This window comes from Mesorhizobium sp. M6A.T.Ce.TU.002.03.1.1, assembly GCF_003997275.1.
Lineage (GTDB): Bacteria > Pseudomonadota > Alphaproteobacteria > Rhizobiales > Rhizobiaceae > Mesorhizobium > Mesorhizobium mediterraneum.
Genome location: NZ_RZTI01000058.1, coordinates 22,747 through 36,080, shown reverse-complemented (window position 1 = coordinate 36,080; position 13,334 = coordinate 22,747). Strand labels below are relative to the sequence as shown.

Sequence of the window (13,334 nt, the reverse complement as noted above, 5' to 3'; positions counted from 1 at the left end):
CCTATCTGCTGGGCGGCCTGTAAGCTTCCAGACCGAACAGCATCAGCACGAGCGACACCAGGAAGAAGCCGACCGCAACGCCGAGCGCGATCCGGGCGTAGAGTTTGTAAACGTCGCTCATGATGGTGCCAAACACCCGTCGCGCCGGGCCATCGGCTGGGCGCGACTTCTCGTCGAGATAGAGCCAGACTTCGGTGTGCTTGGGATTCTTGCTGCCTGCGGTCGTGGCTTTCCACATCAACGCCAGAACCATGGTCAGCGTGAGGAACGCGCCGGCGCGGAAGGCGGATACCGGGTTGAAGGAGAAGCCGATCATGACACAGCCGATGGCAAGCGATCCGAACATAACGGCGCGCCCGATGCATCCCACAGCAACCCGCTTGATCTCGTCCATCGGCTGCCTCGGCAACAAACTGGCCGACAATGTGCGAGCGCTTCGACCGTATCAAATCACTTTAAGGCGAATATGCCGCCTGGACGGGTGAACCTCCGGGATTCGGATGGACGTGCGGGCGCAGCTCCGGACCGACCGGCGCACTTTGCGAGCGCCACAGCCTAAAATTTGGCCATCGACGCGGCCGGCGGCGGAAATCGGCGGTGCTGGACTCATTGCCATGGACAGGGCTTAATGCTGCGCGGGGCTGGCGAGATTGCCGGGGGGCGATTATGAGATCACCGCAGCAAATGACTGACGGCGGCGATGTTCTCGATGCTGTCGTCATCGGGGCCGGCTGGGCCGGCCTGGGTGTCAGCTATTGGCTGGCGCGACGGGGCCTGCGCCACGCCGTATTGGAGCGGGGCCGCATAGGAGAGACCTGGCGCACACAGCGATGGGATTCATTTCGGATGAATACTCCCAACGTCCAGACCGTCATGCCGGGTGATTGCTATGACGGTCCGGATCCGGATGGTGCTCTGACGCGCGATCAGTTCGTCACTCTCCTTGAGGATTTCGCCGGGCGCAACGCGCTGCCGATCGAACCGGATACTGCGGTAAGCGAACTCACGCACGAGAATGGCGCCTATCGGCTGACCACCTCACACGGCACGCTTTGGGCGCGCAATGTGATCGTCGCAAGCGGCAGCCTGAATTGTCCGGTGCGCCCAGTCTGGGCCACCGCGTTGTCGCCAGCTCTCCACCAGATCGACGCCTCCGGCTACCGCAGCGCTGCCGATCTGCCCGATGGAGCGGTGCTGGTGGTCGGAGGCGGCCAATCTGGTGTTCAGATCGCGGAGGAATTGGCGGACGTGGGTCGAACGGTCTTCCTTGCGACCAGTCGTGTCGGACGGCTCCCACGGCGCTACCGGGGTCGCGACATCATGGTCTGGCTGCTCGAAAGTGGGTTTCTCGACGTGCGCCGGGAGGAAGTCATTCGATTTGCGGGACGCATCCCGCCGCGTGGTGTGCTCGGGTCGATGCATACGATAAGCCTTCAGGCGCTGAGCGCCCAGGGTGTCGTGCTTCTTGGGCGCCTCACCGGCATCGAGGATGGCGGCAGCCTCTCGTTCGCCGACGATCTCGAAGCGAATGCCCGCTTTGCGGATGAAGCCTCCGAAAATGTCAAACGCCATGTCGACGACTATATCAGCCGCGCCGGGATCGATGCACCCGTTGCGGAGCCCGACCCGGCGGAGACGGTCGCGATGCGTCAGCCGAACCCGACGATCGGTTCACTCGATCTCTCCCGCTCCGGCGTAACGAGCGTGGTGTGGTGCACGGGTTTTAGGGGCGATTTCAGTTGGATGAGGCTTCCCGGTGCGCTCGACAGCGCGGGACAGCCTGTTCACGCGGATGGCGTGGCCGCCCTGCCGGGCCTTTACTTCGCAGGGCTGGACTTCGCCTCCACACGCAAGTCAGGCATCATCTTGGCGATCGCCGAGGAAGCACCTCGCCTTGTCGAACATATCGCAAGGCATTCGTGGCCGCCTTTGGCATAGTCAAGAAGCTCCTGACAGTCAGGGCCGGGATTAGTGTCAGAAGCCGGCAGATCGCCAGCCACCGCCTTGCGCCGCCATCAGGGTCACGTCTCGCCCCTTAGCGACGTTCCCACTGAGCGAAGGCAAAGGCCCCCAACGATCAGCCAGTAACTTCGCTCCGGCACGACTGAATGTCTGCTATGATTACCGCTGGAAGCGATCGGTCCCACTTCCGGCCCGAGCTAGTCGAAGATAGGCGAGGACCCCAATGACCGCTTGTGGCGCATTACAGCCGACATCGCGGCCGCCCTCCACTTGCGCGGCCAACGTCTTTTCGCGGCCCGCGCTTCTCTCTAGGATCGGCTATGCTGCAGGGCAAGCAAGATCGACCTTTCCGGCATCGACAGAGCGCTGTCTCGGCAAGCCGGGACATCCGGCAGAGGAATGCTATCGGCTATGCCGAAAGGGACGAAATTGAAGCCGGCGACCGGCGCGACACCGCTGATAGCAATTGCGGCTGCGGCCGTCGACACCGAAACAACCGGGCCCGACGCCACAAAGGCACGCGTGATCCAGATCGGCGCGATCGGCATCGCGCATGGCAAGGTCGTCCGGGAACGGCAGCTCGATCTCCTCATCGATCCCGGCGAAGCGATCCCGTCCGAGGTCTCGCTCGTCCACGGCATCACGGATGCCGATGTTGACGGGGCCGGGACCTTCCTGGACGCATGGGCGCAATTCCAGGAGTTCGTCGGGGACCGTATCCTCGTCGGCCACTCGATCGGCTTCGATCTGGCGGTATGGGAGCGCGAATGCCGACGCGCCCGTTTGCCCTGGAAAAAGCCTCGGGCGCTGTGCGTCCGGCTTCTTGCAACCATAGCAAATCCCAATCTGGCAGACCATTCGCTGGAAACGATCGCCGCCTGGCTTCGCCTGGAGATAGCTGGCCGCCATTCGGCTCTGGGCGATGCGATCGCGGCGGGAGACATCTTTGCCGCGCTGATTCCGGAACTGCGCAAGCGCAACATCCGAACACTCGGAGAGGCAGAGGTCGCCTGCCTTGCCCTTTCGGACGCTCTCGAAGCCGGCCATCGCGCCGGCTGGGCCGAGCCGGTGTCGCGACCCCAGGCTCCCGCGTTTCAGCCGGTTGATCCCTATGCCTATCGCCATCGCGTCGGCAGCCTGATGAGCGGCCCGCCGGTCGTGGTGAAGTCGACTAAGCCGACAAGGCAGGTCATCGACCTCATGGTGAAGCGCAAGATCAGTTCGGTCCTCGTGTCCGACCGAGGAGCGCCGGATCAGCCGATTGAGGACTATGGCATCGTTACCGAGCGTGACCTGCTGCGCCGCATATCGTCCGACGCCGAGCGCGCCTTTGACATGCCGGTCGCAAGCATCGCAACGCGACCGCTGATAAGCATCCGCGCCGCCGCCTTCGCTTATCGGGCGATCGGCCGCATGGATCGGCTGAAAGTCCGCCACCTCGCCGTCCGCGATGACGGCGGCATGCTGGTCGGCGTGCTTTCGTCGCGTGACCTGCTGAGGCTCCGCGCCGCCGCGGCCATCGATCTCGACGACACGATCGAGCATGCCAAGGACGCCGCCGAGCTGGCGGCCACCTGGTCGATGCTGCCGGGCGTGGTGCGTTCGCTGATCGGCGAGGCGATCGACCCGCGCGTGGTGGCGGAAATCATCAGCGACGAACTTTGCTCCCTTACCCGCCGCGCCGCCGTGCTTGCCGAACAACAGATGCTAATCGAAGGCCACGGCCCGCCGCCCTGCGCCTATGCCATGCTCGTGCTCGGCTCGGGTGGCCGTGGCGAAAGCCTGATGGCCCCGGACCAGGACAACGCAATCGTCTTCGCAGATGGCGAGCCGGATGGACCCGAAGACAGCTGGTTCAAAATTCTCGGCGCCAAGCTCGCCGACATGCTCGACATATCAGGCGTGCCGTATTGCAAAGGCGGGGTAATGGCTACGAACGCCGCGTTCCGCGGAAGTCTCGACACCTGGAAGGCGCGCGTCGAAGATTGGGTTCGCCGCCTACGGCCGGAGGACCTGCTCAACGTCGATATCGTCTACGATCTGCGGCCGGTTCACGGCGACACGACGCTGGCCGCACAGTTCATCGAATATGCGTATGACCGTGGCCACGCCGAACCGGTGTTCGCGAAGCTTCTCGGCGAGCAGATGACAACCGGCAATCCCTTCACTGTTTTTGGCGGCTTTCAGCTTGAAAATGGCCGGCTGAACATCAAAAAGCATGGGCTTTTTCCGATCGTCGCGACCGCACGCACGCTTGCAATTCGCCATGGCATCCGCGAGCGGAGCACACGTGCCCGGCTCGAGAAACTAATCGCGCTGGATATTGGCGGCGAGCGCGACATGAAGGCGATGCTGGCTGGTCATGCCATGCTGATCGGCTTGCTGCTCGCTCAGCAGACGCATGACATCTACGCCGGTATACCGGTATCCAACCGCATCGAGGTCAATGCCCTGACGCGCGAGCAGCAAATAGAGCTCAAGAGCCTCATCAAGCGCCTTCAGTCGGCACCCGACCTGGTGCGGGACCTGATGTTCGCATAGCCGGCGACGCTCGGACAGTGCAAGGCCGAAGGCGAAGCCCTGGATATCGGCAGGAACAAAGCTCAGATGCGCGCGGCACCAAGCAGTTCGTCGACGAGGGCGCTGCGGTCAGCCTGCTCTAGGAAATCCTCATTCGCACGCAGCAGATTCATTCTCAGGAAGTTGAAAATGTAGTCGTAGTCGTTGGTCAGGAGATTGGGGTGGATCGGGACCATCTCGAAAACCGTGCGCGCCAGCGGCTCGGGGATTTCGCGCACCGGCCGCGGTGGGCCGATCTGCGTGGCGGCGAGGCGCTGACGTGTGAGCTCGGCGGCGTCCTCCCAGAAAGTGGGGGGCGAGCCCTCCGGAACGGCATATTTGGAGAAGCTTGCCAGGGCCACTTTTTCCAGCGCCGCCGGCAGACCCCGCTGGCGCAAGCCGGCAGTTTCGCGCAGCGCGCCCTCCACCATTTCCGCCACGATGGCATAGCACGCAGGGTAGGCGCGCCAGCGTGAATGGTTGAGCGCCGCCTGGAACTCCTTCTCGCTGAACAGCTTCTGCCAGTAGACCCCTGCCCTGACGCGGCAGAACTCGACGATGCTTTTCTGCGCCAGGAAGGCGGCGCGCGAATCCATGAAGTCAGCCAGTTCGCCGACGCTGCCGATCGGTTGCGGCTTGCGCAGGAACTCGGGCAACAAATCGTTCAGCAGGCCCATGGCGCTCTCCCTTCGGTTTTGTTTCCAACCGATGTTAACCGTTTAGCCTCCGCCACGCCGCACCGCCAGCCCTCTTACCGATTCAAGTCCTCTCACCAATTCTCCAGTCCTCCCACCGATTCTAAAGTCGTATGAACAGCAGCGGCAAGAAGTGTTACTCCTATAAAGTTACGGTCGGCTGATTCTATACCTGGCCGCAACATATGCCGGAGGACTTCCGCGCTAGCGGAAGAGGCAAGCTTTAAACGGCGCCTTGCGCTCGAGACGGTTCGCAAGCTGCCAACCAAGGGAGGTTCAACGCTATGGCGACGCCAGACCGCGTAAGTTATTGGAACAAGACCAAGAGTCTCATGTTCGTCATGCTGGGACTGTGGGTGTTCTTCGGTTACGTCATCCACATGTTCGTGGAGCAACTCAACACCATCGTCATTTTTGGCTTTCCGCTCGGTTTCTACATGGCCGCTCAGGGCTCGCTCATCGCCTTCGTCGTCATGCTGTTCTGGTTCGCACGGCGCCAGAACGCGATCGACGAAGAGCATCATGTCAATGAAGAATGATCGGGGGGGCTTCAATGGCTAACACGACAGCGACTACGGCAGGCGGAGGCGATTTCACCTCCAACCTCGGCCGCATCTACGGCATCTACACCGGCGGCTTCATAGCCTTCATCATCCTGATGGCTATCTTGAGCGCCTTGGGTGTCGAAAACGTTGTAATCGGCTACCTGTTCATGGGCTTTACCATCGTCATCTACGCGGTGATCGGCGTCCTGAGCCGCACCATGCATGTTGGCGAATATTACGTCGCCGGGCGGCGCGTGCCGGCGCTCTACAACGGCATGGCGACCGGCGCCGATTGGATGTCGGCGGCTTCCTTCATCGGTATGGCCGGTTCGCTCTACCTGCTCGGCTATGACGGCCTCGGCTTCGTGCTCGGCTGGACCGGCGGCTACGTGCTCGTGGCCATCCTCGTTGCACCCTATCTGCGCAAGTTCGGCGCCTACACGGTTCCCGACTTCCTGTCGGCGCGCTATGGCGGCAATCTTGCCCGTCTGATCGGCGTGGTCGTTCTGTTCTCCTGCTCGTTCACCTATGTGGTCGCGCAGATTTTCGGCACCGGGCTGATCTCGGCCCGCTTCCTTGGCATCGACTTCAACGTCGCAGTCTATGTCGGCCTCGCCGGCATTCTGGTCTGCTCGATGCTCGGCGGCATGCGCGCCGTCACCTGGACGCAGGTCGCCCAGTACATCGTGCTGATCATCGCCTATCTCATCCCTGTCATCTGGATGTCGACGGTGAAGACCGGCGTGCCGATCCCGCAATTGATGCAGGGCCAGGCGCTGGCAAACATCACCGCGCTTGAGACGGCGCAGGGCATCACGGTGCACCACATCACGCCATTCGTGCATGGTGGCTATGATGCAAAGAACTACTTCCTGCTGATCCTCTGCCTGATGGTCGGAACCGCGTCACTTCCGCACGTCCTGATGCGCTATTTCACCACCCCGTCGGTGCGTGAGGCGCGCGTTTCGGTCGCCTGGTCGCTGCTGTTCATCTTCATCCTCTACTTCACGGCGCCCGCCTATGCGGCGTTCGCCAAGTGGACGATGCTCGACCTGGTGGCGTCCGGCCTGACGCCTGAAAACATCTCGGAGAAAGCCGGATGGATGATGCGCTGGGCCGCTGCCGACAATACGCTCGTGCAGATTTGCGGCAAAGCGGCGACAGACACCGCGGCGATCGTCGCGGCCTGCGCCGAAAAGGGCGTGACGGCACTTTCGTTTGCCGATATCAACCTCAACGCCGACATGATCGTGCTGGCCACGCCGGAAATGGCCGGCATGCCTTACGTCATCTCGGGCCTCGTCGCCGCCGGTGGTCTTGCCGCCGCGCTGTCGACGGCGGACGGCCTGCTGCTGGCCATCGCCAACGCGCTCAGCCACGACATCTACTACAAGATGATCGACCAGAACGCGCCGACGTCGCGGCGTCTGATCGTGTCGCGCATCTTGCTGGTTATGGTCGCGGTGCTGGCTGCTTACGTCGCATCGACCAAGCCGTCGGACATCCTGTCGATGGTGTCGTGGGCGTTCTCGCTTGCAGCCGGCGGGCTCTTCCCAGCCCTGGTGCTCGGCGTTTGGTGGAAGCGGGCCAATTCGGCTGGCGCTGTCGCCGGCATGATCGCTGGCTTCGGCATCACCATCTTCTATCTCGTCATGACGCAGTACGGCGCCGACTTCGACAAGGCGACGCCCAATATGGAACTGTGGTGGGGCGTGAAGAACATTTCGTCGGCGGCCTTTGGTCTGCCGGTGGGCTTCGCCGTGATGATCATCGTCAGCCTTCTCACCAAGGCGCCGTCCCGGGATATGCAGGATTTCATCGAGGAAATCCGTGTGCCTCGCGGCAAGCAGATGATGGAAGAAAAGATCGCCTGATCTCGCATAGCGATCGGCGCTCGAGGCGGGGTCCGGCGACGGACCCCGCTTTCATTTCGGGGGCGTCGCTGGCATAACGCGGCGCCGCCGCTCCTTGGAAAATCCACATGAACGATTTCTGGTCTTACTGGTATTTCCACCTACCGAATTTCATCCTTGCCGCGGTGATGTACACGCTGATGGGGCGTCTCCTGCTCGGCCTCTTCGTGCCCGAAAGCTGGGACAACTACATCTGGCGCTTCTTCAAGACCGTCACCGACCCATTCCTGCGGATCGTGCGGACCGTCACGCCGTCGATCCTGACCCAGCCGGTTGTGATCGTCTTCAGCGTGCTCTGGCTTATGGCCTTGCGCATCAGCTATCTCGTCTTGCTGATCAATTTCGGCATCGCGCCGATGACTTCACAGGGGGGTTGAGGCGATGGACAGAAACGCTCTTGTGCCTGTCATGGCGGTCGCAATCGTCAACGGTATCTTTTCGCCTTGGGTGCTGATGGTGTTCCTGTTCTATCCGGTTTGGTATCCGGCCTGGGCGCCCCCCCTAAGTCAGATCGTCTACATGGCAAGTGCGCTGATCCTGTCGACGATAACCATCATGCTCGCCGGCGTGCCGGCCGCGCTCTATGAGCGCTGGTCGGCGCAGCCCAGAAGCATCGTCGTTTCGTCTATCTGGCTTGCCTGCACGGTTTTGTTGACGCTGCCGGCGCTGCCGAATGTGGTGCGGGCGCTAAGCGGCGGCTGAGATTTCCCTTCGGCTCGGGTCGGATCAACCGGCTTTCAGCCAGCGGGCAGCGGCCGTGTCCTCTGGGCGCGTGTTGAACGTTGAAGGGGAAGCGGGGTTCCGGCCACGGCCATATTGCCGTGGTGTGCAGTTCATGACCCTCTTGAAGGCCGTGCTGAAGGCGCTTTCGGATTCGTAGCCGAGCGACAGGGCAATGACGGAAATTGGGTCGCTGGAATTTGCCAGCCTGTCCCCCGCCAACAGCATTCGCCAGTTCGTCAGGTACTCCATCGGCGACGTCCCAACCATCTCCTTGAATTTCAGGGCAAAGGTCGATCGCGACATGCCGGCACGCTCCGCCAGCTCCTGCAACGTCCAGCGATGCGCCGGATCGTCGTGCATGGCGTTGATCGCAGCAGCCATCTGTCTATCTGCCAGCGCGAAGAACCACCCAACGCCACCTCCCAGCCCTTCCGCCAGATGCAGGCGCAAGGCCTGAACCAGCATCATGTGGGCGAGGTGTTGCGCGACCAGGAAACCGCCCGGCTGCGGCTCGTGCAGTTCCTGCATCATCCGCTCCACCGACCAGCGCAGCGCCGCCTGATCCGTTTCTTTCCGGATATGCACGATGGGCGGCAGCATGCCCAGCAGCATGCCGGCATGATTGCCACTGACAGCGAAGCGGCTACCGACAAGAAAGAAATCACCGCCGCCATTATACGTCACGACGCCGCCAGCGCGCGCGGGGGGAAAAATCGTGCCGGCTCCGACAGGCGTCAAAGTCATGTCGCTTGCGAGGCGGAAAGGCCGCCCGCTCGGCAGCACGAAGCAGTCCCCCTTCTCCAGCCGCACCGCATCGGCAACGCCTTCCACTGACAGCCAGCACCCGCCGGAAACCACAGCGTAGCATTTGATAAGTTCGTGCTGGTCGGAGAACTGGATCGACCAGTTTCCACCCGCGTCGAAGCCGGCGGACACATAACTGCGCGGCTTTAGCAGCGACAGCACATCTGAGAGCGGATCCATGGGCGTCCCGGACGATTGCGAAGATAATACGGACTTTACAGCATAGATCGCATTTCCTCAACAGGGTATTTAATAACAACGTCTCCGGCAATGTGGCTAAATCCGAAGTAACGATCAAATCATTGAAATGTTTGTGATGTCATATCCGCAGATACCACAGAAAAATCCACGGATAATGCGGATAAAGTGCCATTATCACCGGAAGAAATCAGAAGATCGCGCCAGTTTAGGGAACAATAGACATGACAGCGTTCACGATCAATGGACGGGCCGTGGATCTCGCCGCCGCGCCAGATACGCCGCTTCTATGGGTGATACGGGAGCATCTGAAGCTCACCGGCACCAAGTTCGGCTGCGGCATCGCGCAATGTGGCGCCTGCACCGTTCACGTCGACGGCGAGCCGACGCGCTCCTGCATAACGCTGCTTCAGGAGGTGGCCGGAATGGAGGTGACGACAATCGAAGGCCTGTCGCCGGATGCCAGCCATCCGCTGCAGCAGGCCTGGATCACCGAGCAGGTGCCGCAATGCGGCTATTGCCAGTCCGGGCAGATCATGCAGGCGGCGGCGCTACTCAAGAGCAACCCCAACCCCACCCGCGATCAGATCGTCGAACACATGGACGGCAACATCTGCCGCTGCGGAACCTATGTGCGCATCATCAGCGCCATTCAGCGCGCCGCACGAGAGGCCTGAGCCATGACCGAGACATTGCAGCTGCACACCAGAGCGCTCTCGCGGCGCAGCTTCCTCATCACGGTCGGCGCCACCGGCATCGCAGTTGCGTTTGGAGGCCTGCTCCAGGATGCCTCGGGCGCCAGCATTGCGCCGGCGGTCGAGGGCAGTTACCGGCCGAACGCCTGGCTGACCATCGCCGCCGACGGCACCGTGACCATCATGTCACCCGCATCCGAGATGGGGCAGGGCATCATGACGACGCTGCCGCTGCTCATCGCCGAGGACATGGATGCCGATTGGCAAAAGGTTCGCGTCGTCCAGGCTCCGTCCGACGCGGAGAAATACGGCAACCCTGGCTTTTACGGCGTGCAGCTCACCGGCGGCAGCGAATCCACGCGGGGCTATTATAAAATGTTGCGCCTGGTCGGCGCCCAGACCCGCAAGATCATCCTGGCAAGTGCCGCCGACATGCTCAACGTTCCGGTGAGCGAACTCACCACGGAGCCCAACCGGGTCGTGCACGCGCGGTCGGGCCGCTCGCTGGAGTATGGCGAGGTCGCCGCGGCCGGCGCGCTTCCGGATCCGCTGCCGCAGGCGACCGACGCCGATCTGAAGCCGAGCGATCAGTGGCGCTATATCGGAAATCTGACGGTGCCGCGTGTCGACATACCCTCGAAGGTCGACGGCACCGCGATCTTCGGCATCGACGTGCAGCTTCCGGATATGCTGTACGGAGCGGTGCTGCGGGCGCCCGTTCAGGGCGAGCAGCCGGCAACCATCGACGATGCCGAAGCCAGGACCGTGCCGGGCATCACGCACATCGTGCCGCTGCCTTACGGCGTCGGCATCATCGGCGAAACGGTCGAGGCGACGAAGCGGGCCAAGGATCTGCTCAAAATCGTGTGGACCACGTCGTCGCGGATCCGCAGCTACACCAGCGATCGGCTGTTGGAAGAGTATCGCCGCGTTGGCCGCGACCTCGCCCAAACCGGGGTCAACGCTGCCGCGGAGGGCGACGCACAGGCCGCGATCTCGAAGGCCGCAACTCTCATCGAGGTCGACTACATGAGCGACCATGTTCACCATGCGACCATGGAGCCGATGAACGCCACGGCGCTCGTGACGGGCGATACAGTTGAAGTCTGGGCGCCGACGCAAGGCCCAACCGGCACTCAGGGCTTTGCCGCGGAGGTGGCCGGCACCACCCCTGACAAGGTCAAGGTGAACACCACCCTGCTCGGCGGCGGTTTTGGCCGCAAAGCCGAGGCCGACTTCATCATCGATGCAGTGTCGCTCGCCAAGGCGGTGCAGGGCCGCCCGGTCAAGGTCATCTGGAGCCGCGAAGACGACGTCCAGCATGGCAAGTACCGGCCGCTCGAAGCGCAACATGTGCAGGTCGGGCTCGACGGCGACGGCAACATCGTCGGCTGGCGGCACCGCATCGTGGCGGATTCCATTTTTGCCCGCACGATGCCTCAACTGTTCGAGAGCGAAGGCGGCCACGACAGTGTGGTGACCGAGGGCGCGCATTTCAACTATGCCGTCCCTGCGCATCAGATCGAGTATATCCGTAGGGATAACGGCCTTGATATCGGCTTCTGGTTCGGGGTCGGCGTTGGCTACACCAGGTTCGGCATCGAATGCGTCATCGACGAAATCGCCACCGCCAAGGGAGTCGATCCTGTGACGCTTCGGCTGGAGCTCCTGAGAGACCAGCCGCGGGCGCGCAAGGTCATCGAGACCGTCGCCCAGATGGCGGAATGGGACCGCCAACGCGACGGGCGGGCGCTGGGCGTCGCCTATTCCGATGCCTTTGGCTCCCACTGCGCTGAGATCGCCGAGGTCTCGCTTGACCGCGAGACCGGCGAGATCCGCGTGCACACCGTGTGGTGCGCTGTCGATCCGGGATTAGCGATACAGCCACGCAACATCGAAGCGCTGATGATTACCGGGATCACAGGCGGCGCCAGCCATGCGTTGTTCGAGCAGATCAACATCGTCGATGGCGAGGTGCAGGAAACGAACTTCGACACCTATCGGGTGATACGCATGTCCGAGGCACCCGATATCAACGTCACCGTTATTCCAACGCCCGAGGGACCGATCGGGGGCATCGGCCAGGTCGGGCTGCCGCCGATTGGTCCGGCGATCGCCAACGCGGTGGCGCGGCTCACCGGCGGCGTGCGGCTCCGGCACTATCCGTTCCTGCCGGAGCGCGTGCTGGCGGCGCTCAACGCCTGAATTGGGAGGTGCTCACCCTCGCCTCGTTGCGCTCATGGCGGTCGTCTGGATGATTCAAGCGACCGCCATCGACCGGGAACGCGAGGGCGATCTATCCCGTCGATCGCGAAATGCGGTCACGACACGAAGTGAGAGATCCATATGATCGTCGTCACCACACCTACAGGCAGCATCGGCCACCAAGTCCTCGAGATTCTCCTCGGCAGCGGCGAGCCTATCCGTGTGATCGCGCGCGACCCCTCCCGTCTGTCCTCGCACACACGCGAGCGCGTCGAGGTGGTGCAGGGGTCGCACGGCGACATCGGCATCGTCAACGAGGCGTTCGCTGGCGCCGACGCCGTGTTCTGGCTGGTGCCCCCAAACGTCCACGCCGAGAACGTCGAGGCAGCCTATGTGGATTTCAGCCGGCCGGCATGCGACGCGATCAAGAGCCAGGGCGTGAAACGGGTGGTCGCGGTGTCGGCCCTTGGCCGCGGGACGGCGGTGGCCGGGAAGGCCGGACATGTGTCGGCATCGCTGGCAATGGACGATCTGATTGCGAGCACGGGCGTGAGCTACCGGGCGCTGACGATGCCTTCGTTCATGGACAACATCTTGCGCCAGGTGGTGCCGATCAGGAACCAGGGCATGTTCTTCTGGCCAATCTCCGGGAACCGCAAGCTCCCTACCTGCGCCACCCGCGACATTGCCGCTGCCGCCGCCAAGCTGCTGCTCGACCCCACCTGGAGCGGACAAGACCGTGTCCCAATCCTCGGCCCAGAGGACCTGTCCTTCAACGACATGGCGCAGATCATGTCGCAGGTGCTGGGAAAACCAGTACGCTTTGAGCAGGTCTCCTTCGAGGCATTCAGAGCGGGTTTCATCGAACGCGGCGCCTCCGAGGCTTTCGCGCAGGCCATGGTCGACATGCTTGAGGCCAAGAACGAAGACCTCGATACCGCCGAGCCGCGTACTCCTGAGTCCACCACACCCACCAGCTTTCGCCAATGGTGCGAGGAAGTACTGAAGCCCGCAGTCGCCAGCTAAGGACCCGGC

At 62.6% G+C, this 13,334-nt stretch carries 12 protein-coding genes; 9 read left to right on the top strand and 3 right to left on the bottom strand.

Annotated features, from left to right (window positions below; translation table 11 throughout):
* Position 1: 1 nt before the first annotated feature.
* On the bottom strand, positions 2–394 hold the full coding sequence (locus EOC93_RS18165) for a hypothetical protein (RefSeq protein ID WP_127205300.1): 393 nt from the start codon (positions 392–394) through the stop codon (positions 2–4).
* A 290-nt stretch (positions 395–684) separates the two neighbouring features.
* Here EOC93_RS18165 and EOC93_RS18160 point away from each other — a divergent pair, with 290 nt between their 5' ends.
* On the top strand, positions 685–1,938 hold the full coding sequence (locus tag EOC93_RS18160; RefSeq protein WP_127205299.1) for an NAD(P)/FAD-dependent oxidoreductase: 1,254 nt from the start codon (positions 685–687) through the stop codon (positions 1,936–1,938).
* 435 nt (positions 1,939–2,373) lie between these two features.
* On the top strand, positions 2,374–4,503 hold the full coding sequence (locus tag EOC93_RS18155) for a DUF294 nucleotidyltransferase-like domain-containing protein (protein WP_245461487.1): 2,130 nt from the start codon (positions 2,374–2,376) through the stop codon (positions 4,501–4,503).
* A gap of 62 nt (positions 4,504–4,565) precedes the next feature.
* Here the strand turns inward: EOC93_RS18155 and EOC93_RS18150 are convergent, their stop codons facing one another.
* Positions 4,566–5,198, bottom strand: coding sequence for a hypothetical protein (locus tag EOC93_RS18150; RefSeq protein WP_095484985.1), 633 nt, complete (start codon positions 5,196–5,198; stop codon positions 4,566–4,568).
* A 302-nt stretch (positions 5,199–5,500) separates the two neighbouring features.
* On the opposite strand from EOC93_RS18150, the gene EOC93_RS18145 reads away from it, so the two are divergent.
* From EOC93_RS18145 to EOC93_RS18130, 4 genes are all read left to right on the top strand, one after another.
* Entirely contained in the window at positions 5,501–5,755 is a 255-nt protein-coding gene (locus EOC93_RS18145) for a DUF4212 domain-containing protein (RefSeq protein WP_095484984.1), read from the top strand.
* 14 nt (positions 5,756–5,769) lie between these two features.
* The gene (locus tag EOC93_RS18140) at positions 5,770–7,635 is read left to right on the top strand and encodes a sodium:solute symporter family protein (RefSeq protein ID WP_126104410.1); all 1,866 of its coding nucleotides are present in this window, start codon (positions 5,770–5,772) and stop codon (positions 7,633–7,635) included.
* A gap of 107 nt (positions 7,636–7,742) precedes the next feature.
* Entirely contained in the window at positions 7,743–8,051 is a 309-nt protein-coding gene (locus EOC93_RS18135) for a YggT family protein (protein ID WP_095484982.1), read from the top strand.
* A gap of 4 nt (positions 8,052–8,055) precedes the next feature.
* A complete protein-coding gene (locus EOC93_RS18130; RefSeq protein WP_127205298.1) occupies positions 8,056–8,376 on the top strand; it encodes a hypothetical protein in 321 nt (106 codons plus the stop codon).
* Between the two features lie 24 nt (positions 8,377–8,400).
* Here the strand turns inward: EOC93_RS18130 and EOC93_RS18125 are convergent, their stop codons facing one another.
* A complete protein-coding gene (locus EOC93_RS18125) occupies positions 8,401–9,381 on the bottom strand; it encodes an AraC family transcriptional regulator (RefSeq protein WP_127205297.1) in 981 nt (326 codons plus the stop codon).
* A 242-nt stretch (positions 9,382–9,623) separates the two neighbouring features.
* On the opposite strand from EOC93_RS18125, the gene EOC93_RS18120 reads away from it, so the two are divergent.
* From EOC93_RS18120 to EOC93_RS18110, 3 genes are all read left to right on the top strand, one after another.
* Positions 9,624–10,076, top strand: a complete 453-nt coding sequence (locus EOC93_RS18120; protein WP_127205296.1) for a (2Fe-2S)-binding protein — start codon at positions 9,624–9,626, stop codon at positions 10,074–10,076.
* A gap of 3 nt (positions 10,077–10,079) precedes the next feature.
* Positions 10,080–12,299 carry a molybdopterin cofactor-binding domain-containing protein gene (locus EOC93_RS18115; protein ID WP_127205295.1) on the top strand — a complete coding sequence of 740 codons (2,220 nt, stop codon included), beginning with the start codon at positions 10,080–10,082 and terminating at the stop codon, positions 12,297–12,299.
* Positions 12,300–12,440: 141 nt separating this feature from the next.
* Positions 12,441–13,325, top strand: a complete 885-nt coding sequence (locus EOC93_RS18110) for an NmrA family NAD(P)-binding protein (protein ID WP_127205294.1) — start codon at positions 12,441–12,443, stop codon at positions 13,323–13,325.
* Positions 13,326–13,334 lie beyond the last annotated feature (9 nt).

Bases quoted from the DNA above. Each gene is read 5' to 3' on its own strand.
- EOC93_RS18160 (WP_127205299.1), top strand. From the start codon at position 685: ATGACTGACGGCGGCGATGTTCTCGATGCTGTCGTCATCGGGGCCGGC.
- EOC93_RS18145 (WP_095484984.1), top strand. From the start codon at position 5,501: ATGGCGACGCCAGACCGCGTAAGTTATTGGAACAAGACCAAGAGTCTC.
- EOC93_RS18110 (WP_127205294.1), top strand. From the start codon at position 12,441: ATGATCGTCGTCACCACACCTACAGGCAGCATCGGCCACCAAGTCCTC.
- EOC93_RS18125 (WP_127205297.1), bottom strand. From the start codon at position 9,381: ATGGATCCGCTCTCAGATGTGCTGTCGCTGCTAAAGCCGCGCAGTTAT.
- EOC93_RS18140 (WP_126104410.1), top strand. From the start codon at position 5,770: ATGGCTAACACGACAGCGACTACGGCAGGCGGAGGCGATTTCACCTCC.
- EOC93_RS18155 (WP_245461487.1), top strand. From the start codon at position 2,374: ATGCCGAAAGGGACGAAATTGAAGCCGGCGACCGGCGCGACACCGCTG.
- EOC93_RS18120 (WP_127205296.1), top strand. From the start codon at position 9,624: ATGACAGCGTTCACGATCAATGGACGGGCCGTGGATCTCGCCGCCGCG.
- EOC93_RS18165 (WP_127205300.1), bottom strand. From the start codon at position 394: ATGGACGAGATCAAGCGGGTTGCTGTGGGATGCATCGGGCGCGCCGTT.
- EOC93_RS18150 (WP_095484985.1), bottom strand. From the start codon at position 5,198: ATGGGCCTGCTGAACGATTTGTTGCCCGAGTTCCTGCGCAAGCCGCAA.
- EOC93_RS18115 (WP_127205295.1), top strand. From the start codon at position 10,080: ATGACCGAGACATTGCAGCTGCACACCAGAGCGCTCTCGCGGCGCAGC.
- EOC93_RS18130 (WP_127205298.1), top strand. From the start codon at position 8,056: ATGGACAGAAACGCTCTTGTGCCTGTCATGGCGGTCGCAATCGTCAAC.
- EOC93_RS18135 (WP_095484982.1), top strand. From the start codon at position 7,743: ATGAACGATTTCTGGTCTTACTGGTATTTCCACCTACCGAATTTCATC.